Source organism: Actinoplanes sp. ATCC 53533, assembly GCF_003947245.1.
On record NZ_QHHV01000134.1, the window covers coordinates 20,847 to 38,821 of the forward strand.

Here is a 17,975-nt window from a genome sequence, read left to right on the forward strand (position 1 = left end):
TCCGGCTGCCGCTATGCTGCTGCCGGCTGCCGTTCCGCTGCCGTTTCGCATCCGGGCTGCTCAAGGGGGGTGTCGCGGTGACCGACGCGCCGTCGGATCCCGCGCTGAGGTTCGAGATCCTCGGTGGTGTGCGCGCGCTGCGCGGCGACGAGCCGATCGATCTCGGGCCCGCCAAGCAGCGAGCGGTGCTGGCCGTGCTGCTGCTGCACGCCGGCCAGCCGGTGCAGCCGCACCAGATCATCGATGCCGTCTGGGGCGACGAGCCGCCGGAGAACGGCGCTAACGTCGTCCAGAAGTACGTGGCCGGCCTGCGCCGGGCGCTGGAGCCGCAACGCTCCCCACGGACACCGGGTGAGCTGATCACCCTGACCACCGGCGGATACGAGCTGCGCGCCGAAGCGAACGCCCTCGACGCCGACCGCTTCCAGGAAGGTCTGGCACGGGCCTCCACCGAGCGCAAGGCGGGGCAGCTCGCCGAGGCGGCCGACACCCTGCGGCGGGCGCTGGATCTCTGGCAGGGCGAGGCCCTCGCCGGGCTGACCGGGCCGATCTTCGACTCGGCCCGCAACCGGCTCACCGACGCCCGGGCCACCGCGTGGGAAAAGTGGGCCGACATCGAGCTGGCCCGGGGCAACCACACCGGGCTGATGCCGGACCTGGCCCGGCTGATCGAGCAGTTCCCGCTCCGCGAGGGCCTGCGCGCGCAGCTGATGATCGCGCTGCACCAGGGCGGCCGGCAGGCCGAGGCGCTCGCGGCGTTCCGCGACGCCCGCGCCTACTTCCTGGAGGAGTTCGGGGTGGAGCCGGGCGAACGGATGCAGGAGACCCACCGGCGCATCCTGCGCGGCGAGCGGTTCTACGCCGAGCCGGTCGACCCGTGGGCCGACAGCGACGACCTCCCGGCGCCCCCGGCCGCCACCGCATCGCCGCCGTCATTCGTGCAGCAGTACGTCCCGCCCGACGTCACCGTGGTGGTGCCGGACCACCGGCCGACCTCCACCCCACCGAGCTACCCCACCGGCGCGGCGGCCTGGGGGCTCGGCCCGCCGGCGCCGCCCGCATACGCACGCTCCGGCCGCGGCTTCCCGATCGGCGAGGTCATCGTGGCCACCCTGCTGCCGATCGTCATCTGCGGGCTCGGCGGCTGGATCTTCTTCGCGTACGCGGGCGTCCGCCGCCAGGACAAGCGTCAGTATCTGGTCGCCCTGGGCTACGCGGCGCTGTTCGTCCTGGCGGTCTTCATCATCCTCATCGACCCCAGCGCGGCCGAAAACCCGGACCCGAGCTCGACCGAGTGGATCGGCGTCATGCTGCTGGCCGGGGTCACCGTCGGCTCCTCGGTGCACGGCGCGGTGCTGGCCTCGCACCCGGGCGACACTCCGCGCAGCCGCAACCTGCGCCTCCAGGCGCGCCAGTTCGCCGCCTTCGACCCGCAACGGGCCCACGGCATCGGCATCGGCCGGCCGGATCTGCTGCGCGCCTTCGACGACGGCGGCCTGGTCGACGTCAACCACGTGCCCGGCCACGAGCTGGCCCGGCTGCCCGGGATCAGCTCACGCGAGGCGCACGGAATCGTGATCGACCGGCTCAACCGCGGCCCGTACACCCGGCCCGAGGATCTGATCGTCCGCGGCGTGCTGCCGATGCGCACGGTGCACCGGCTCTCGTCCCGGCTGATCTGCCTGCCGACGCCGCCGACCACGACCCCGCCGAACGGCTGGCCGTCGACCTACCCGCCGCACTCAGCGCAGCACTACAGCTGACAGCCACCGGCGGCCCCGCCGGTGGCTCGCTGCGCTCAGCGGGCGCTGGCGGCCAACTGTTGACGGCGGGCTACGTACTCGACCAGTTCGATCAGCACGTTGCGGGCGGCCAGCGGCTCGCGGGCGTCGAACTCCACCACCGGCACGTCGGCGTCCAGGTCGAGCGCCCGGGCCACCGCCTGCGCGCCGAAGCGGCGATCGGAGTCGAAGCAGTTGACCGCGACCACGAACGGCGTGCCCCGCTGCTCGAAGTAGTCGATCGACGGGAAGCAGTCCGCCAGCCGCCGGGTGTCGGCGAGCACGACGGCGCCCAGCGCGCCCTGCGACAGCTCGTCCCAGAGGAACCAGAAGCGATCCTGACCCGGGGTGCCGAAGAGATAGAGCTGCAGATCCTCGGTGATCGTGATGCGACCGAAGTCCATCGTGACCGTGGTCGTCCGCTTTTCCTCGACACCCGAGGTGTCGTCCGCGCCCTCGACGCCGGTCAACACCTCCTCGGTTTGCAACGGCCGGATCTCGCTGACCGAGCCGACCATGGTGGTCTTGCCCGCACCGAACCCGCCGGCGATGAGGATCTTGAGCGCGACCGGGATACGCGAGCGCGTGCCGTCTCGGTCAGAGCGCACGGAGTCCATTGACAACCGCCTTGAGTACGTCGACGTCGTGCGGCTGAGAGGCCGCGGGGGGCTCGTAGAGCGAAATCAGTCCCGCCGAGCGTAGATCACCCAGCAAAACCCGGACGACCCCGATGGAGAGGTCCAGTTTGGAGGCTAGTTCCACGACGGACGTGGGCTCCCACGCCGCGCCGACAAGAGCATGATGCTCCGGTTGCAGCGACGGTAACGGCGGCGCCTCCGGCATGGTCGCCACCACGAACGCGACCAGATCGAACGCGCCGCCGGACGGCGCGACCCGGCCCTGGGTCATCGCGTACGGCCGGACCACCGGGCCAGCCTCGTGGTCCATCCAGTCGTGCGGGGCCCGCAACGGGTCAGCAGGCATCGAACCCCCGTCCTGGACCGTCGTGCGAGGCCCGCCGCCGATCAGCGGCCATCGGACCCGGCGGGCCGTTCGGGCGCGTCCATCGTCTGCCCGACCCGGGTGACGAGCATGGCCATCTCGTACGCGATCAGGCCCAGGTCGGCGTCGCTGGCCGCGAGCACCGCCAGGCATGCGCCCAGCCCCGCGGCCGTGACGAAGAGGAACGCGTCCTCCATCTCGACCACGGTCTGGCGCACCGGGCCGGCCCGGAAGTGCCGGCTCGCGCCCTTGGCCAGGCTCTGGAAGCCGGCCGCCATCGCCGACAGGTGTTCGGCGTCCTCCCGGCTCAGCGCCGCCGAGGCCCCCATCAGGAGCCCGTCCGCCGACAGCACCACAGCCTGCTGCGCGGAGGGCACCCGATCGATCAGATCGTCGAGGAGCCAGGTCAGGTTGGCGCTCTGGTTTGTCGTGTATGCCACTTATGCGTCCTTATCCGGCCGGTACTCGTGGTTCTCGGGCGCGTTGTCGGTGCTGTCATCGGTCCCGGCCGCCACCGGGTCCTGCACTGCCGGGAAGGTGACGGTAGCCGCCTCGGACCACGTCGGCTCCCCAACCGTCTCGTGTTTGTCAGTTTTCGGACCGTCGCCGGCCCTGTCGGCCGCCCGGTCGTCGGCCCAGTCACCCGTCCTGCCACCGGTCCTGTCACCGCTCCGGCTCCTGCCGGCCTTGCCTCCGGCTTTGTTACCGGCCGGGCTGCCGGCTTTGTTGCCGGCCGGGTCGCTGGCTTTGTTGCTGGCCGGGTCGCCGGATTTGGTACCGGCCGGGTCGCTGGCCTTGTTACCGGCCGGGTCGCCGGCTTTGTTACCCGCCGTCGCGGCGGCGCTCAGGCCGGCTGCCTCTCGCCGGCCCCGGGCGGTGCCCTGCTGCAGCGCGCTCATCAGGGAGCGGACCTGCTCCGGCGACCGCGACGTGACCGCGGCCTGCTCGACGACCGGGCCACGCAACTGCGGCGCGAGGTTGGCCTGGCGCACCCGGCGCGGCAGCAGCGGCTCGTCAGCAAGCCCATCATCAGCCGACGGCGTCGCGGCAGGCCTCGCGACCTGCCTCTCGGCGGATCTCTCGGGGTGCTTCTCGGCGGGCGTCGCCGTCGGCACCCCCTCCGGGCCTACGCGGGGCGATGGGATGCGCGGCGGCGTCGGCAGAGCATCCGGACCCGACAGCAATGCCGGCCCGTCGCCGTGCCGAAGCGGACCATCGGGACCGGACCCGCCGCCGGCACCCAGCCCGCGACCCGCCAGCCCACGGCCCGCCGTCCCACGGCCCGCCGACCCACCGCCGGACCGGGCGTCACCGCCGGACCGGGCGTCGCCGCCGGTGAAACCCACGCCGTCGAGGTCCGTGCCGGTCAGGCCGCTGCCGCTCGCCGTCCGGCCGTTGCCGACGGACGGAAAATCCGAGCCCAGCGAGGCCGGCGGCGTGAAGCCGGCCGGTGAGACCGGGCCCGACGCTGAGGTCAGGCCGGCCGGCGAGGTCAGGTTGGGTGGCAGCAGGGCGGGCGGTGCCGCCGGCTCGCTGTTCCCCCGGCGCGGCTTGGTGCGGCGACGCTGCACCAGCCCGTCCTCGGTGAGCCCGTCCACGACCGCGCTGGGCGCCGGACCGCCGGCGGCCTCGGTCGGCTCCGCGACCGGCATGCCCGGCTCCGCGGGCGGCAGACCCGGCTCACCCGGCTCCGCGAGCGGCTTGCCGGGCAGGCCCAGGCTGTGCCGGCTCAGTGGACGGGTGGGATCGGCCGTGCCCGGGCTCGCGCCGATGGCCGGGCCGGGCAGGATCGGGCCCAATGGCCCGGCCGGGCCCGGCGTCGCCGATCCGTTGATCGTGACCGGGCGCCCGGTCACCGCGATCGAGCGCAGCTCCTCGGTGCCCTGCCACTGCAGCGAGGCGAGCGAACTGCGGGCCGGATCCTCGGTGCCGGTGCCGACCAGCGGCCTGTCCCAGGACTTGTCCGGCGGGGTCACGCCGGCCGGCAGCGCGGCCTGGCCCGGGCCGTTGGCGACCAGGTCGCCCGGCACCAGCACGATCGCCGTCACGCCGCCGTAGCCGCTCGGCCGCAGCGAGACCCGGATGCCGTGCCGGCCGGCGAGCTGGGCCACCACGAAGAGGCCGAGCCGGGCACTGTCGGCGGGGTCGAAGTCCGGCGGTTCGAGCAGCTTGCGGTTGGCCTCGGCGAGCGCCTCGGGGGACATGCCCAGCCCGCGGTCCTCGATCTCCAGCGCGTACCCGTTGGGCAGGATCTGGCCGACCACCTGGACCCGAGTCTGCGGCGGCGAGAACGACGCCGCGTTTTCCAGCAGCTCGGCGAGCAGGTGGATGACGTCGCCCACGGCCCGGCCGAGCACCGCCGACGACTCGACCGAGACGATGTCGACCCGCTTGTAGTCCTCGACCTCGCTGATCGCGCCGCGGACCACGTCGATCACCGGCACCGGGTTGCGCCAGCCGCGGCCGGGGGCGGCGCCGGCCAGGATGACCAGGTCCTCGGCGTGCCGGCGCATCCGGGTGGCGAGGTGGTCGACGCGGTACAGGTCTTCGAGCTCGTCCGGCTCGGTCTCGCGCCGTTCCATCTTGTCCAGCAGGGCCAGCTGGCGGTGCAGCAGGGTCTGGCTGCGCCGGGCGATGTTGAGGAAGACCTCGTTGATGCCGCGGCGGACGTTCGCCTCTTCGACCGCCGACTGCACGGCCGTGCGCTGGACCTCGTTGAACGCGTGGCCGAGCTGGCCGATCTCGTCCCGGCCGTACTCCAGGGGTGGCGTCTCCACCTCGACGTCGACGGCCTCGCCGCGCTGCAGCCGCCGGACCACCGCCGGCAGGCGCTCGCCGGCCATCTCCAGGGCCTCGCCGCGCAGCCGGGTCAGCCGGCCGACCATCGAGCGGCCGACCCGGATCGACACGACGATCGAGATGACGAACGCGGCCAGGCCGATCAACCCTGCCAGGCCGAGGCGGACGAGCACGTCCACGGCGACCGGGGTGGTCTCCTCGGCGATCGAGTCGGTGGCGTTGATCACAAACGCCCGCAGTTGCTGCGCGGTCAGGTCGTAGACGGGCTGCCAGGCGGTCGCGGAGACCGGCGACGCGGCGCCGGAGCCGGCTGTCGTTGAGCAGCTCGTCCTGCAGCACCCGCAGCTGGCTGGCCGCGGCGCCGCTGCTCAGCTGCTGGAAGGCGGCCCGCTCCCGCTCGGGCAGGTCGTTGACGCCCTGGATGAGCAGGAACCGCGAGGTGCCGATCCCCTGCAGCAGCTCGCTGCGGCTCGCGGCGCTGAGCCGGCCGGCGGCGAACGCGCCCGCGAGCAGCGAGTCCACCCGGCTGAGCTGCTCCTGGCCGCGACCGATGGTGGTCAGCGCCCGGATCTGCTGGTCGATGCGATCGTCACCGAAGGAGGCCGTGGCCGTGAACATCCGGAAGGTGGTGTCGACGATGGTGTTGTACAGGTTCTGCGCGCCGACCGGGTCGACCTCGCGCCGGTCGATGTGTTGCCGGTTCGCGGCGAGGCCGTCGAGGTCGGCGAAGACCTGCCGGATCGGATCCCGCAGGATGCCGCCGGCCGTGTCCTGGGCTTCCTCGCTGCCGGCGCTGCGCCGGAACTCCGCGGCGGCGCGGTCGGTGGCCGCCCGCTGGTTGGTCAGCACGCCGGCGCTGCCCTGCGCGGCGGAGAGGAACTCGACTGACATCCGCCGCTCGCGCTGCACCTCGCGGATCAGCACCTCACCCGGGGTGCCGACGTTCTCCATCAGGGACTGCGCGGACAGCAACGCGAACGCCGGCCGGGCTGTGACGCCCGTGGCGAGGGCCCACAGCACGAGCAGCGCTGTCAGCGGCACCGCGACCAACGCGATGATCTTCGAACGGATCGACCAGTTGCGGGTTCTCATCAGACTCCGCCCGAGGGGCTTGCAGGACCGGCGTGACACAGAATGATACGGCCGGCGAGGGATCGACGGCCGTTGACGAGAGCTGCGCACGCCCCCGGCAGAATACGTAATCAAGGCCATCGGAGCTACCTCGCGGCGTGCCAGGTCTGAGGAGACTGTCCTGTTTGTCCAGGGAAAATGCACGTGGCCTCGGCTTGCCCGCCGGGTCAATCTCACAACAAAGCAGGCCCGAACCGGTCGAACCGGTGCCAGGGCCGCTTCGCCGCCGCCCGAAGACACGGTCGACGGTTTTTCAGCCCGGTATCTCGAATCGGATTGATGACCCTGGTTGAGTGGGCATACCTCCGGGTGAAGAAGGAGGACCTCCAATGTCCGCTTGGCTCACCATCGTCCTGATCATCGTCGTGCTGGCGATCGTCGCCGCGATCCTGTTCGCGGTGCGAGCCGGCCGGCGCAAGCAACTGCAGAAGACCTTCGGTCCCGAGTACGACCGGGTTGTCGCCGACGCCGACAGCCGCACCGAAGGCGAGCGCGAGCTGCGCGACCGCGAGAAGCGGCACGCCGAGCTCGAGCTCAAGCCGCTGTCCGCCGAATCCAAGGCCCGGTATTCGGTCGCCTGGGAAGAGGTGCAGATCCAGTTCGTGGACGCGCCCGAGACCGCCGTGACGACCGCCGACGAGCTGACCACCAAGCTCATCACGGAGCGCGGCTACCCGACCGGCGACTACGACGACCGGCTCGCCACCCTCTCCGTGGTGCACGCCCGCACACTGGAGCACTACCGCGACGCCCACGCGATCAGCGAGCGCAGCAAGGGCGGCGAGGCGACCACCGAGGACCTGCGGCAGGCGCTGGTCCACTACCGTGCGCTCTTCGCCGACCTCCTCGGCGAAAATCCGGTTCGCAGCGAGGGTGCGGCCGCTCCGGAGTCCGAGCCCGACGTTCCCGCACAGCAGATCAACAACCACGACAACGACGTCGCGGGCTCCCGTCCCGACGCCACGAGCCGCTGAGGAGCCCCCGACCATGCGTTTCTTCTCCAACGACGCCCGCGAGTCCACCGATGAGCAGGCGCACGACGAGCGACCGGAGCGGGTGCAGTCCGACCCGGTGGCCGTGCCGGGCCAGCGTCCGCCGTCGCCCTGGTCGAACACTCCCGCGACCGACGACCCGGCCGCCGCCGACACCGACCGCCGCGACGGCGTCGAGGACTCCGACGCCGACGCGGACCGCACGGAGACCGATGCGCCGCCGTTCCACGAGCCGAGCCAGCAGCCGACCGCCTTCGGCGCGCCGACCGTCGGCGGCGCGGCCGCTGTGTCCGCCACCGCCAACCCGGAGGACGACCGCCGGGACGCGACGGACCGCGACCCGGCCGCCGACAGCGGCGTCGGCGACGATGCGAGCGCCGCTCCCGGCGACCGCGTGGTGACCTCCTCGACCAGCACGTACGCCGGCAGCACCGCGAGCACGGCCCCGGACACCGTCCCGGCCACCTGGACGGAGCACGGCGGACGCAACGGGCACGACCACGGCGAGCCCGACGGCGCCGTCGATCTCCCCCTCGACGACAAGCGCACCACCGACTCCGACGCGACCCCGGCCGACACCGATCGCGACCCGGACACATCGACCACTCCGGACACCGACCAGGCCAAGAACGAGGAGGACACGGTCACCTTGAAGTCCGACACGCTCAAGGACGACGCCGTTGATCAACACCCCGACGACTCGACGGTGGAGGACAGCGACCGGCCCGGCCCGGAGGCCGTCGCCGCGACTGACGCCGATCCGAAGACCGACGCCGACTCGAAGACCGACGCCGGCCCGCTCAAGGACGACGGCGACTTCGACGACCCGAAGGCCGTCGACCCGGTCACCGACACCCCGCTCGACGCGGACCGTACGCCCGATGACAGCCCGTCGGATGACAGCCCCGCGCAGAGCACCCCGGCCGAGGCGGTGGCGGTTCCGGTCGCCGCGGCCGTGGCCGCACCCGCCGCCACGACCGACACGCTCTTCGACCGGGAGGACGCCCGGACGTTCCAGGAGCGCTGGCGGGACGTGCAGCTGCGCTTCGTCGACAGCCCCAAGGACGCCGCCACCGAAGCCGCCGGACTGGTCGACGAGGCCGTGGAGAAGCTCACCTCCGGGCTGCGCTCGCAGCGCGATGGTCTGACCAACGACACCGAGGACACCGAGCAGCTCCGCGTGCAGCTGCGCGGCTACCGGGACATCCTCAACCGCATCCTGAGCCTCTGAGCCGACCGCACACACCGGCCGCGTGCCCACCGCACGCGGCCGGTGCCATGCTGAGCGGATGCGCGCGTCCCGACTGCTGTCCCTGCTGCTGTTGCTGCAGACCCGCGGCCGGATGACGGCCCAGGAACTGGCCGACGAGCTCGAGGTGTCGGTGCGGACCGTCTATCGCGACGTCGAGTCGCTCGGATCGTCCGGCGTGCCGGTCTACGCCGACCGGGGACCGGCCGGCGGTTATCAGCTGCTCGACGGCTATCGCACCCGGTTGACCGGCCTGACCGGCGACGAGGCCGGCACCTTGTTCCTGGCCGGGATGCCGGGGCCGGCCGCGGAGCTCGGCCTCGGCTCGCTGCTGGCGACGGCGGAGCTCAAGCTGCGGGCCGCGCTGCCGGGCGAGCTGGCGGACCGGGCGGACGGGGTGCGCGAACGCTTCCACCTGGACGCGCCCGGCTGGTTCCGGGCGGACGAACCGACCCCGCACCTGGCCACGGTGGCGGACGCGGTGTGGCGGGCCCGGCTGCTCGAGGTGCGCTACCGGCGCTGGAAGGCGCCGCGCGAGGTGACCCGGACGCTGTCCCCGCTGGGCGTGGTGCTCAAGGCGGGACGCTGGTATCTGGTGGCCGGCTTCCGGGAGCGGATCACGGCGTACCGGGTGGTCAACGTCCTCGACGCCGCGGTGCTGGACGAGCCCGCGCACCGGCCCGCCGGCTTCGACCTGGCGGACTTCTGGCGAGAGTGGACCGAACGGTACGAGCGCGGCGTCTACACCGCGCAGGCGACCGTACGGATGACGACCGAAGCGCTCGACCGGATGGCGTACGTCTTCCCGCCGGAGATGGCGCGGGTGGCCCGCGCCGGCGCGGGGCCGCCCGGCGACGACGGCTGGCTGACCACGACGGTGCCCATCGAATCGATCCGGCACGGCCACATCGAGCTGCTGAAGCTGGGCGCTGACGCCGAGGTGCTCGACCCGCCGGAGCTGCGCGAGCGCTTCGCGGCGACCGCACGCGGCCTGGGCCGCACCTATCTTGCCGCCGGCCAGGACAACACTCCTGCCGCCCGCCAAGACAGCACCCCCGCCGCCTGCCAAGACAACACTCCCGCCGCCCGCCAAGACAGCACTCCCGCCGTCGGCCAAGACAGCACTCCCGCCGTCGGCCAGGACAGCACTCCTGCCGTCAGCCAGGACAGCACGAAGCCCGGGCCGGATGGGCCCGGGCTTCGGGTGGATCAGTCGTCAGACCAGTGAGGTCTGCGCGGTGACCGGGTCGCTCTGCGGCTCGGTCTCCGGGACGGTCGGCGGTGGTGGCACGTCCGGGTCCGGGTCATCCTTCGTCGGCGGGATCGTCGGCGGGGTCGACGACTCCGGCGGCGGCTCGCTCTCCTCCCCACCGGGATCCGGTGTGGGCGGCGAGGACGGGCTGGCCGGTGGCGTCGACGGCTTGTCCGACGGGGACGGCGACGGCGAGGCCGACTTCGTTCCCTTCGGGCGGGAATTCTTGGTGCGGTAGAGCGGCTCGGTGTTGGACTTCGGTTCGGTGCGGATCGCCTCGGCACCGGTCGGCGCGTCACCTGCGCCGGAACCGCCCCGCGGCGCCTCTACGTTTTGCACGGATGTCACGGCGGGCGGACGATCAGACGACAACCCCGCCTCACCGAACTGCGCGCCGAGCCACATTGCCGGTCCGAGGCCGATCGCGATGATGGCCCCGAAGAGCGCCATTGGTCCCCGTTCCACAGCGCCCCTCCCCCCTTGTTCACGACTATCATCGCCGCCTTGGGTGACCTTCAGCTACCCAAATTCGGCGAAGGGTAAGCGAACGAACACATGTCCCATGATGACCCCTGGTGACAAGTTGGTGACTCGTCCCGTCGGACATATGACCGTCCCCTCTTCACCACGCATCAAGCCGCCGAACGGTTCAGCTTGCGCGGCAACTATCGGGTTCGGGACAGGTATGCCACGGCGTCGTCGAGCGCCGCCCAGCCACCGGGCAGCTCGTCCGAGTCGAGCCCGGCCCGCACGCTCACCGTCCCGCCGTTGCGCAGGCTCAGATCCCAGCTCTTCCGCCGGGTCCGGGTGGCGCCCGCGACCTCGGCGAACGGCACGAACCGGCTGCCGGGCGCGGTCTCGTCGCGCTGCGGCACATCGGCGGCCGCGAACCGGGCCAGCCGCCGCTTCGCGGAGCCGTTCTGGGAGCGGGGCAGCCCGGGCACCAGGAACAGTCCGGTGTCGACGATCAACAGGTCGGTGCGGGCCCCGTCGACCACCAGGTTGACCACGCCGCCGACCACCTCCGGCCGGGTCTGCGCGGTCTCCGCACCCGGCCCGGCGGCGGCGTCGATGCCCAGCCCGGCCAGCCGCTCCCGCGCGGTGACGACCGTCGCCGGGTCGCTGGCCAGCGCGGCCAGGCCCCCGAGGTCGAGGTGCGCCCCGTCGGCGGCGATGAGCTCGGCGTTGCCCGTCCAGCTGTGCCGCCAACGCGCGGCCCCGCTGCGCAGCGCGGCCAGGGCGAGCAGCAGGGTGACCAGCTCGGCGACCCGGCCGGCGGTCTCGTCGGCGGGCAGCCCGGCGAAGACGGACTCGGCGGCCTTGTGCAGCCGGCCGTCGGCGGCCAGGTCGAGCACGTCGGCTGCGTTCGTGACCGGGACGCCGGCGGCCCGGGAGATCGTGGCGAGGGCGGCGTCGGCCTCCCGCTGCATCTCGACCGTCCGGGCCGCGCCGAAGAACGCATCCCAGTCCACGGTCGTCCGGCCCTGCGCGGGGAAGGCGACGCCCTGCAGCGCCCGCCCGAGGCCGGGCAGGTCAGGAACCAGCTCCCCGGCGGGCGCGCCGAAGTCGTCGTCCCTCGACGCCTCGCCAGCCGCGGAGGCCGGAGCGTCGGCGGCCGTCGGCCGCCCGGTCGCTGCCGACGCGTCAGCGAAGGGCATCGGGTCGCCCGGGGCGGATGGTGAGGCGGCGGCGGCCGTCGGCCGCCCGGTCGCTGCCGACGCGCCGGCGAAAGGCATCGGGTCGCCCTGGGCGGAAGACGGAGCGTCGGTGGCCGTCGCCGCCAGCGCGCCGGCGAGTGGCATCGGGTCCCCCGTGGCGGAAGCCGGGGTGTCGGTGGCCGTCGCTGCCAGCGCGCCGGCGAAGGGCATCGGGTCCCCCGGGGCGGAAGCCGGAGCGTCGGCGGACGTCGGCCGCCCAGTCGCTGCCGGCGCGTCGGCGGAGGCAGCGACGGCCGCGCCGACCAGCTCCGATTTCTCTGGGGCCGGCACCGCCGGGGTGGCGGCCGGTGCCGGGGTCAGGGCGGCGAGCCGGGCCGCCACCGGCGGATGGGTGTCCCAGGCCGTCGGGGTGCCCGGGTCGCGAGCGCGCAGCACAGCCACGTCGTCCGCGCGGGCCGCGAGCACCCGCAGGAATCCGCCGAAGAGGTCGTCCGGCACGTGGCCCGCCTGCCAGCCCGGCCCGAGATATTCGGCGTGGAAGATGCGTTGCAGGGCCTCCAGCGCGGGCAGGTCGCGCAGCACCGCCGCAGCCGCGGTGCGGCCGGCGTATTCGGCGGCGATCTGGTCGGCGATCAGCTCCTGGGCGCGGCTGAACGGCGCGTCGACGCGGCGGTAGAACTTCGCGTACGTCCGCAGCAGCGGCCCGGCCGGGTTGCGCGCGGGGATGCGGGGCACCGTGCGGCCGATCGCCACCCGGCCGCGATAGGCCAGGGGCGCCAGCCGGCCCAGCCGCGGGGAGAAGTGGCCGAGCTCGTGCGCCGTGACCGCGCGCAGGTGCGCCTCGTCCCAGGCCTGCAGCAGCGGCAGCCCGAGATAGAGGTCGCGGCGGCCGCCGAGCAGGCCGAGCAGGTGGGTGCGTTCGATGATCTTCGCGGCGGCGTCGGCCACGATCGTCACGCGGTCGGGGGCCCGGGTGCCGGCCGCCGCCGCCGCGCCGTCGAGCAGCGCCCAGAGCTGCGGGGCGTCCGCCCTGGCCACCGGGATGCCGACCGGCTCGGGGCGGCGGGTGTGCAGGGCGCGCCAGGTCGCGTAGGCCATCACGCCGACCGTCGCGATGCAGACCGGCAGGCCCAGCCGCAGCGCGGCGGCACCCGGCAGCATCGAGAGCAGCAGCAGGACCGGCACCACGACCAGCGCGAGCTGCAGGGCCGCGACGAGCAGGAACCCGGCCAGCGCGGTCGCCGATGCCAGCACCCTCTTCTGCACCCGGCTAGCCTAGGTCGAGCTTGCGACAACGCCACGGCCGCGGGCCCGCCACCCGGTCACGATTCGGTGCCGAAGAGCCTCCTGACGTGCGTGGACCAGCCGCTGTGCCGCCGGCGCCCCGCCAAGAAAATTAAGGAAGATTTCGGGACGTTCACTCCCGCGAAACACCGCAGCCCCGCAACGGCGGCCCGGTGCGGGCCGTCAAGATCCGCGAAAGCCTGGGTGCGTCTAGGGGGTCTCGCGGATCGCAGGTAGGCCAGTGGCGGTTTACCAAGATTGAGGTGCCCGCGAGGAATCCGGCAAGATCGAGAGGGCCACAAGATCCGCGCTGTGGCTCGCTGTTCCGGATTCCTTGGCATGGATCCTCTAGCCGACCCAGGGGACCTCGGGGGACGGGTGGAAGGCGATGCCCTGGTTGCGCCAGCGCGGGGCGAAGGCCGCCAGCCGGCGCCGGAAGGATGCCCAGTCGTGGGTCGCGCGGGGGGACCAGCCGATCTCCGCGACGGCCGGCAGGCGGGGGAACGTCATCGTCCGGACGTCGGTGAGGGTGCGCAGCGTCTCGGACCACAGCGGCGCCTCCACGCCGAGCACGTTCTCCTCGCCCACGCCCGGAAGGCGGTCGGCCGGATCCCAGCCGTACGCCTGCTCGACGTCGATCAGGCCCGCCCAGTCGAGGCCCAGCGGGCTCGCCGCCGTGTACTTCATGTCCAGATACGCACGGTCCGCCGGCGACATGATCACCTTGCTGCCGTTCGCGGCCGCGCGGGCGGTGCCGTCGTCGGTCGCCGCGACCGCCCAGAACTGCGGGATCGCTGTCTCCGGCAGTTCCATGCCGGCCATCTCGTGCCAGCCGACGACGCGCTTGCCGTACTTGGCGACCAGCGGCAGCACCCGCTGGATGAACGTGCGGTAGTCGTCGGCCGTGGTGGCCTGCGCCTCGTCGCCACCGATGTGCAGGTACGGCCCCGGGGTCAGCGCGGCGACCTCACGCACGACATCCTCGATGAACGCGTACGTCTCTTCCTTGCCGGCGGCCAGCGAGCTGTAGCCGACCTCGATGTCGGTGCGCACCGCGACCGCGACCCCGTCGGCGGTCAGTTCCGGGTATGCGACCTGCGCGGCGTTGACGTGTCCCGGCATGTCGATCTCGGGCACGATGGTGACGAACCGCTCGGCCGCGTACGCGACCAGGTCGGCGTAGCCGGCCCGGGTCAGGTAGCCGGGCCCGGCGCCGTCGACACCGGTGCCGGCGCCGCCGCTGACCTCGGTGAGCCGGGGCCAGCCGTCGATCTCGAGCCGCCAGCCCTGGTCGTCGGTGAGGTGCAGGTGCAGGTGGTTGATCTTGAACTGGACCAGGGAGTCGATGTAGGACTTGATCTCGTCGGCGGTGAAGAAGTGCCGGGCGATGTCGAGCATCACCCCCCGGTAGCCGAACCGCGGCCGGTCGACGATCCGCCCGCCGGGCAACACCCAGTCGCCGGACTGCGGGCCGGGCGCGTCGATCGCGGCGGGCAGCAACTGCCGCAGGGTCTGCACGGCAGCGAACAACCCGGCGGGCGCGGCGGCCCGCACGGTGACACCGGCCGCGCTGATCTCCAGCCGGTAACCCTCGTCGCCATCCGCGAAGCCGCCATCCGAAAGACCGTCGCCGTCCAGCAGCAGGGCTATCGTGCCGGTCTCTTCGTCGACCGGCAGCGCGTAGCCGGTGGCCGGGCGCAGCAGCGCGGCGAGGTGCTCACCGACCCGGCGGGCGGCCGCCGACCCGGGGGCCGTGCGGATGGCCGTACCCTCGTCGATCGTGAAATCGGCGGCCGGGTCGGGCCGCACGTCGGCCGGCACGGGGATCACGTCGCCGAGCTCTCTGCGCTGGAATGCCGGTTCGCTCACCGCTGCACCCTCCGGTTCTTCGACCGCCGATCGGTCGGCACGACTCTAAACCCTCTTTCCAGTTTCCGGGCAGGACGATGGCCCGCGTCACTCCGCGGCTATCGTGGCGCCCATGGCGATCACTACCCGGCGCGCCGCCCTGGCGGACGCGGCTGAGCTGCACGAACTAGCGGCTCGCACGTTCGTCCTGGCCACCCCGGCGGGCACCCGGCAGACCGACGTCGACGCGTTCGTCGCCGAGCATCTCTCGCGGGCGAAATTCACCGACTACCTCGCGGATCCGGCCCGGATCGTGCTGCTCGCCGAGGATCGGGGCACGGCGGTCGGCTACACCATGCTGATCAGCGACCCGATCGGCGACCCGGAACTGGCCAAGCTGGTCGCGTCGGCGCCCGGCGCGCCGGGCGCCGACGCTATCGAGCTCAGCAAGTTCTACGTCGCCGCGGAAAGCCACGGCGCCGGGGTCGCGGCCACGCTGATGGCGGCGACCCTCGCGGCGGCGGCCGCAACCGGGGCCGGGCTCTGCTGGCTGGGGGTGAACCAGCACAACGAGCGGGCGGCGCGGTTCTACGCGAAGAACGGCTTCGAGATCATCGGAACGAAGCGCTTCCTGGTCGGCGAGGTCTGGCACGACGATCACGTGCGCGCCCGCCCGCTCTGAGCTCACTCAGGGACGCTGAACCAGGCGTCCGCGCCCGGGGCCAGGGCACACTCGATGCGCCGGCGGTTGAGCTCGTTGATCGGGGGCAGGTCCGCCAGCGCGAACCAGCCCACCGCCAGCGATTCGTCGTCGTTGACCCGGGCCTCGCCGCCGACCGCCCGGCAGCGGAAGGTGATGTCGACGAACTCGGTCTGGTCGCCGTTCGGGTAGGTGTTCGGCGGCTGGGTCAGCACGCTGGTGATCCGTTCCGGGACGACGTGGACGGCCGTCTCCTCGTAGACCTCGCGGACGACCGTCTCCGCGGGCTGCTCTCCCGGGTCCATGGAGCCGGCGATCAGGGCCCACGTGCCGTTGTCGGCGCGCTGCCCCAGCAGCAGCCGGCCGGCGGCGTCGAAGACCACGGCGGTGACGCCCGGCAGCAGGAGCATCCGGTGTCCGACGACCTCCCGCAGGCTGTGCAGATACGGCGAAATGGGCATGCCGGACAAGATAGTGCCTCCTGGGCACTCAGCCCGGCATCCCGCGCGCGTCAGCTGGCCGGCGGCGCACCCCCCGCACCCGACTACGTCACCGGCTCATCGTCCATGGTTGCCACGACAGCACCCGACCGGTCTCCAGCAGCGTCTTGAGGTTCGCCAGCACTGCCGACCAGCCGCCCGCCGCCTTGGCCCGGTCCTGCTCGTCGGCGAGGTTCTCGTGGGTCACGGTGAGCCGGACGATCTCGTGGTACGGCTCGATCTCGAAGGTGACCTGCGAGGAGTCGTCGTCGCCGTCCCAGGTGGTGACCAGGCGCCGGGGCGGGGTGCTCTCCACCACCGTGCCCGCCACGTCGGCCACGCCCGAGCCGTCGGTGCGGACGTGCTCCCAGCGGGAGCCGGCCACCCAGTCCGAGACGTTGGAGTGCCCCCAGTAGCGCGCCGTGATGTCGGCGTCGGTGAGCGCCTCCCAGACCAGCTCGGGAGTGCTCTCGATGTAGGTGACGTAGACGAAGGTCGGCCGGTCGCTCATGGTCTCCTCAGCTCTGCGCTTGAGCGCGCTCAGTGTCCGCAGCCGGGGCTGCTCGAACTTGTCGATCCACCGCTGCTGGATCTCGTGCAGCGGCACCGGATTGAGGTAGTGCAGCTTCTCCCGGCCACGGCGAACCGTGGAGACGAGATTGGCCGCCTCGAGCAGGGCCAGATGTTGCGTCGCCGACTGCCGCGTCATCTCCAGGCGCGCGCAGAGCTCAGCGAGGGTCTGCCCGTTCTGCTCGTGCAGCTGGTCGAGCAGGTAGCGCCGGGTCGGATCGGCCAACGCCTTGAAAACCTCATCCACACGCTAAGTTATGCAGTCAATCACCTGCATGTCAAGGCCCGGCAAACGGCCGAACCCGTACGGGTGAGCTTCGTTGACCGCTCGCGGGTGGCGGTCGAGACTGCCTGGTACCCGGACACGGGTGTCGTCCGAGGAAGGGCCCGCCCCATGGAGGAGAACCCTCCGTACCTTTTCGTGCCCGCGTTCGACGGGGTCCGTGCCCCGGTCGCCGTCACCGCGGACGTGGACGGGGCGGTCATCGACATAACCGTGCACGGCGCCTGGCATCCACGGCTGGGCGCGACGGTCGCGTTGGAGATCGGCCGCTGCCTGGCCGAGAGTCCCACCACGATCGTCATCGACGTGACGGGGGTGACCGACCCGGAGGCCGACAGCGTGCCGGTGTGGCTCTCGGCCACCCAGGCAGCCGCCGCGGCCGATCCGCCCGCCCGGCTGGCCCTCTGCCTGCCCGCCGAGTCAGCGCTGGCCACCCGGCTGGACCGGATCGGCGCCCAGCGCTACCTGTCGCTCTTCGGCTCCCCGGCGGCGGCCCGGGCGGCCCTGACCGGCAGCCGCCCGCTGGCCGACGTGGCGCGGCTGCGCCTGCCGCCGTCTCCCGGCTCCCCCAGCGCCGCGCGCAACCTGCTCGGCGGCGCCTGCGAGGCCTGGAACCTCGGCGCCGTGCTGCATCCCGGCCGGGCCGTGCTGTCCGAACTAGTGGCCAACGCGGTCGAGCACGCGCGCACGGAGATGGAGGTGTCGATCTCCCGGCGCGGCTCCGCCCTGCACCTGGCCGTCCGGGACCGGAACCCCTCGCTGCCCCGGATCATCAGGCTTCGCCCGGTCGAGCCGGGACGGCCCCTCGACGAGCGCGGACACGGCCTGCGCGTGGTGCACGCGGACTCGGTCGCCTGGGGCGCGATCCCGAGCATCGGCGGCAAGGTGGTCTGGGCGACGGTGCGCGACCGCGCCGGCCGCCGGCGCCGCTGGTAACCGCCCCGCCG

At 72.8% G+C, this 17,975-nt stretch carries 15 protein-coding genes and 1 pseudogene; 6 read left to right on the forward strand and 10 right to left on the reverse strand.

Annotation, left to right across the window (positions count from 1 at the left end):
- Positions 1-77 precede the first annotated feature (77 nt).
- The gene (locus DMB66_RS37545) at positions 78-1,763 is read left to right on the forward strand and encodes a BTAD domain-containing putative transcriptional regulator (RefSeq protein ID WP_158647499.1); all 1,686 of its coding nucleotides are present in this window, start codon (positions 78-80) and stop codon (positions 1,761-1,763) included.
- 35 nt (positions 1,764-1,798) lie between these two features.
- Here DMB66_RS37545 and DMB66_RS37550 read toward each other — a convergent pair whose 3' ends face one another.
- The 5 genes and pseudogenes from DMB66_RS37550 to DMB66_RS66150 all read right to left on the reverse strand — a co-directional run.
- Positions 1,799-2,398: an ATP/GTP-binding protein gene (locus tag DMB66_RS37550; RefSeq protein WP_125808884.1), complete on the reverse strand. Its 600-nt coding sequence runs from the start codon at positions 2,396-2,398 to the stop codon at positions 1,799-1,801.
- Positions 2,379-2,765 carry a DUF742 domain-containing protein gene (locus DMB66_RS37555; RefSeq protein ID WP_199752854.1) on the reverse strand — a complete coding sequence of 129 codons (387 nt, stop codon included), beginning with the start codon at positions 2,763-2,765 and terminating at the stop codon, positions 2,379-2,381. The genes DMB66_RS37550 and DMB66_RS37555 overlap by 20 nt, the downstream gene beginning before the upstream one ends.
- Before the next feature lie 41 nt (positions 2,766-2,806).
- Positions 2,807-3,223 carry a roadblock/LC7 domain-containing protein gene (locus DMB66_RS37560; protein ID WP_125808885.1) on the reverse strand — a complete coding sequence of 139 codons (417 nt, stop codon included), beginning with the start codon at positions 3,221-3,223 and terminating at the stop codon, positions 2,807-2,809.
- Complete coding sequence (locus DMB66_RS64380; RefSeq protein ID WP_233625117.1) at positions 3,224-5,809, reverse strand: ATP-binding protein; 2,586 nt, start codon at positions 5,807-5,809, stop codon at positions 3,224-3,226. It lies immediately after the preceding gene.
- 127 nt (positions 5,810-5,936) lie between these two features.
- Positions 5,937-6,794: pseudogene (locus DMB66_RS66150) on the reverse strand (nitrate- and nitrite sensing domain-containing protein); the annotation flags it as partial.
- Positions 6,795-7,042: 248 nt separating this feature from the next.
- Between DMB66_RS66150 and DMB66_RS37570 the strand changes: the two are divergent.
- From DMB66_RS37570 to DMB66_RS37580, 3 genes are read left to right on the forward strand one after another with little or no spacing between them, the layout of a single operon-like run.
- Entirely contained in the window at positions 7,043-7,687 is a 645-nt protein-coding gene (locus DMB66_RS37570) for a hypothetical protein (protein WP_125808886.1), read from the forward strand.
- Positions 7,688-7,700: 13 nt separating this feature from the next.
- Positions 7,701-8,936 carry a hypothetical protein gene (locus tag DMB66_RS37575; RefSeq protein WP_125808887.1) on the forward strand — a complete coding sequence of 412 codons (1,236 nt, stop codon included), beginning with the start codon at positions 7,701-7,703 and terminating at the stop codon, positions 8,934-8,936.
- A gap of 58 nt (positions 8,937-8,994) precedes the next feature.
- Complete coding sequence (locus DMB66_RS37580; protein WP_199752855.1) at positions 8,995-10,182, forward strand: YafY family protein; 1,188 nt, start codon at positions 8,995-8,997, stop codon at positions 10,180-10,182.
- On the opposite strand, the gene DMB66_RS37585 is transcribed toward DMB66_RS37580, so the two are convergent.
- The 3 genes from DMB66_RS37585 to DMB66_RS37595 form a co-directional block, all read right to left on the reverse strand.
- On the reverse strand, positions 10,171-10,545 hold the full coding sequence (locus DMB66_RS37585) for a hypothetical protein (RefSeq protein ID WP_125808888.1): 375 nt from the start codon (positions 10,543-10,545) through the stop codon (positions 10,171-10,173). The genes DMB66_RS37580 and DMB66_RS37585 overlap by 12 nt on opposite strands.
- Positions 10,546-10,871: 326 nt before the next feature.
- Positions 10,872-13,130 (reverse strand): M48 family metallopeptidase, encoded by a 2,259-nt coding sequence (locus DMB66_RS64390; protein ID WP_233625118.1) that lies wholly within the window; start codon positions 13,128-13,130, stop codon positions 10,872-10,874.
- Between the two features lie 366 nt (positions 13,131-13,496).
- Positions 13,497-15,017 (reverse strand): family 20 glycosylhydrolase, encoded by a 1,521-nt coding sequence (locus tag DMB66_RS37595; protein ID WP_125808889.1) that lies wholly within the window; start codon positions 15,015-15,017, stop codon positions 13,497-13,499.
- 112 nt (positions 15,018-15,129) lie between these two features.
- On the opposite strand from DMB66_RS37595, the gene DMB66_RS37600 reads away from it, so the two are divergent.
- The gene (locus DMB66_RS37600; protein WP_125808890.1) at positions 15,130-15,678 is read left to right on the forward strand and encodes a GNAT family N-acetyltransferase; all 549 of its coding nucleotides are present in this window, start codon (positions 15,130-15,132) and stop codon (positions 15,676-15,678) included.
- Positions 15,679-15,680: 2 nt separating this feature from the next.
- Here the strand turns inward: DMB66_RS37600 and DMB66_RS37605 are convergent, their stop codons facing one another.
- Both DMB66_RS37605 and DMB66_RS37610 read right to left on the reverse strand, forming a co-directional pair.
- Positions 15,681-16,157, reverse strand: coding sequence for an NUDIX domain-containing protein (locus tag DMB66_RS37605; protein ID WP_125808891.1), 477 nt, complete (start codon positions 16,155-16,157; stop codon positions 15,681-15,683).
- 88 nt (positions 16,158-16,245) lie between these two features.
- Positions 16,246-16,992, reverse strand: coding sequence for a metalloregulator ArsR/SmtB family transcription factor (locus DMB66_RS37610; protein WP_125808892.1), 747 nt, complete (start codon positions 16,990-16,992; stop codon positions 16,246-16,248).
- Between the two features lie 147 nt (positions 16,993-17,139).
- Here DMB66_RS37610 and DMB66_RS37615 point away from each other — a divergent pair, with 147 nt between their 5' ends.
- Positions 17,140-17,964 (forward strand): ATP-binding protein, encoded by an 825-nt coding sequence (locus tag DMB66_RS37615; protein ID WP_125808893.1) that lies wholly within the window; start codon positions 17,140-17,142, stop codon positions 17,962-17,964.
- Positions 17,965-17,975: the final 11 nt, after the last annotated feature.

What these genes read in the sequence shown, in the direction of transcription:
- DMB66_RS37550 (WP_125808884.1), bottom strand. Translation starts at nt 2,398, where the DNA reads ATGGACTCCGTGCGCTCTGACCGAGACGGCACGCGCTCGCGTATCCCG.
- DMB66_RS37555 (WP_199752854.1), bottom strand. Translation starts at nt 2,765, where the DNA reads ATGCCTGCTGACCCGTTGCGGGCCCCGCACGACTGGATGGACCACGAG.
- DMB66_RS37570 (WP_125808886.1), top strand. Translation starts at nt 7,043, where the DNA reads ATGTCCGCTTGGCTCACCATCGTCCTGATCATCGTCGTGCTGGCGATC.
- DMB66_RS37575 (WP_125808887.1), top strand. Translation starts at nt 7,701, where the DNA reads ATGCGTTTCTTCTCCAACGACGCCCGCGAGTCCACCGATGAGCAGGCG.
- DMB66_RS37580 (WP_199752855.1), top strand. Translation starts at nt 8,995, where the DNA reads ATGCGCGCGTCCCGACTGCTGTCCCTGCTGCTGTTGCTGCAGACCCGC.
- DMB66_RS37600 (WP_125808890.1), top strand. Translation starts at nt 15,130, where the DNA reads ATGGCGATCACTACCCGGCGCGCCGCCCTGGCGGACGCGGCTGAGCTG.
- DMB66_RS37605 (WP_125808891.1), bottom strand. Translation starts at nt 16,157, where the DNA reads ATGCCCATTTCGCCGTATCTGCACAGCCTGCGGGAGGTCGTCGGACAC.
- DMB66_RS37615 (WP_125808893.1), top strand. Translation starts at nt 17,140, where the DNA reads ATGGAGGAGAACCCTCCGTACCTTTTCGTGCCCGCGTTCGACGGGGTC.